The 2,137-nt window shown below is 58.5% G+C and carries 2 protein-coding genes; both read right to left on the bottom strand.

Annotated elements, in window-relative coordinates; translation table 11 throughout:
• Positions 1-1,223: NADPH-dependent assimilatory sulfite reductase hemoprotein subunit (locus L692_RS0125290; protein WP_025702688.1), on the bottom strand; the 1,223-nt coding region annotated here is incomplete at its 3' end.
• Between the two features lie 40 nt (positions 1,224-1,263).
• A partial coding sequence (locus L692_RS0125285) for a diflavin oxidoreductase (protein ID WP_025702687.1) occupies positions 1,264-2,137 on the bottom strand: 874 nt, incomplete at its 5' end.

Genomic DNA, 2,137 nt, shown 5'->3' with positions numbered 1-2,137 from the left:
TGGCTGCTGATGCCGCCGATGATCAGATTCTGGTTCGCGGTCAGACGGAAGTCTCCGGTGTGGACCTTGGCGATTTCCCGCAGTCCCGTCATCAGCGGATAGCCTTCCTCATCCTTGATCCGGCCGTTCTGGATAAAGAGCGTGAAATGCCACTTGCCGTCGCTCCCCTTAACCCAGCCATACCGGTCGCCGTTATGGTCGAAATGGTAAGGTCTGGCTTCCTGCAGCGCCCAGCCGAGGCGTTCCGTCAGCTCGCCGGTGAACCAGTCAAGCCCCCGGTCGTCGATCGTATACTTGAAGCGGGCGTGCTTGCGGACGGCGCGGTCGCCGTAATCCCGTTGAATCGTGACCGTCTTCTCGGCGACATCAATCAGCTGCTCCGGTGTACAGAAGCCGATCACCTTGGCGACCTGCGGATACGTCTTCGGATCGCCGTGAGACATCCCCATACCGCCGCCCACGCTTACGTTGAAGCCGGCCAGACGGCCGTCCTCGATAATCGCGATAAAGCCCAGGTCCTGGGAGAACACATCCACATCATTGGATGGGGGAACGGCGATTCCGATCTTGAATTTGCGCGGCAGATAGACCGGGCCGTAAATCGGCTCCTGCTCGGCGCCGTCCTGGCTGTCCACGACCTTCTCGCCGTCCAGCCAGATTTCATGGTACGCTCTCGTCCGCGGATCAAGATGATCGCTGACCTTGCGCGCCCATTCGAAGACCTCGGAGTGAATCTCCGACTGGTACGGATTCGGGTTGCACATGACGTTGCGGTTCACGTCGCCGCAGGCGGCGAGCGTGCTTAGCAGCGACTCGTTCACTTCCTGGATCGTCTTTTTCAAATTCCATTTGATGACGCCATGCAGTTGAAACGACTGCCGCGTTGTCAGGCGGATGGTGCCATTCCCGTACTTGTGGGAGATCCGGTCCATCATCAGCCACTGGTTCGGCGTGACCACGCCTCCCGCAGCGCGTACGCGCAGCATAAACTGGTAGGCCGGCTCCAGCTTCGACTTGGCCCGTTCGCTCCGGAGGTCCCGGTCGTCCTGCATATAGCTGCCGTGGTGCTTCATCAGGCGGTTATCATCCTCGGGAATGGAGCCTGTAATTGGATCTGCCAACGTCTCTTCGAGGCTTCCCCGCAAATAGTTGCTTCTGCGCTTGATATCCTCCACATCGCTGTGGGGAGCGTCATGGGGCGGATATTTATCGTTCAGTGCCATGCTGCTTCTACTCCTCTCGGCGATTGTTTAGATACAGGGCTTAATATACATCCCGCTGGTAACGTTTCTGCTGCTGCATAAGTGTCAAATATTCGGCCGCTTCTTCGGAACTTAGCCCGCCTTCGCGTTCAAGTATTGTAGCAAGCGCGGTATGGACATCATGCGCCATTCTCTTCTCATCTCCGCATACATACACTGCGGCGCCTTCCCGAAGCCACTTGTACAGCTCTCCGGCTTTCTCAAGCATGCGGTGCTGGACATACACCTTCTGGTCGGTATCGCGCGAGAAGGCGACATCCATGCGTGTCAGCACGCCCTCCTTGAGCCAGCGCTGCCATTCGACCTGATAAAGGAAATCTGTGGAGAAATGCTGGTCGCCGTAGAACAGCCATGTCTTGCCCGCAGCTCCGCTCTCTTCCCGTTCTCCGAGAAAAGCGCGGAACGGCGCGACGCCAGTTCCCGGACCGATCATGATGACCGGGGTCTCCGGGTTCTCCGGAAGCTTGAAGTTAGAGTTGCTCTGAATAAAGACGGGCAGCTTGTCCCCCGCCTGTACCCGCTCCGCCAGCAGGGTGGAGCACACGCCGTAGCGGTCTCTTCCCTGACTTTCGTAGCGCACAGCGCGGACCGTGAGATGCACCTCGTCCGGATAAGCTTCCGGACTGCTGGAAATGGAATACATCCGCGCGGGAATTTTCCGCAGGATTTTCACGAAATCGCCTGCCGGAATGATTCCTTTTAAATGGTAGTCCTGCGCCAGATCGAGCAGATCCCGGTCCTGGATATAGGCCCGAAGCTCCTGCTCGCGGCCCGGCGCCAACAGCTCCTTGATCCCGCTCCCTGGCGCAAGCCCTGCCGCCTGCTCCAGCAGCGGCTTCGTCAGCACGGTGATTTCATAGTGGCGGATCAGTGCT

The organism is Paenibacillus forsythiae T98, assembly GCF_000520735.1.
GTDB classification, from domain to species: Bacteria; Bacillota; Bacilli; order Paenibacillales; family Paenibacillaceae; genus Paenibacillus_AQ; species Paenibacillus_AQ forsythiae.
This window is presented reverse-complemented; position numbering and strand designations above follow the sequence as displayed.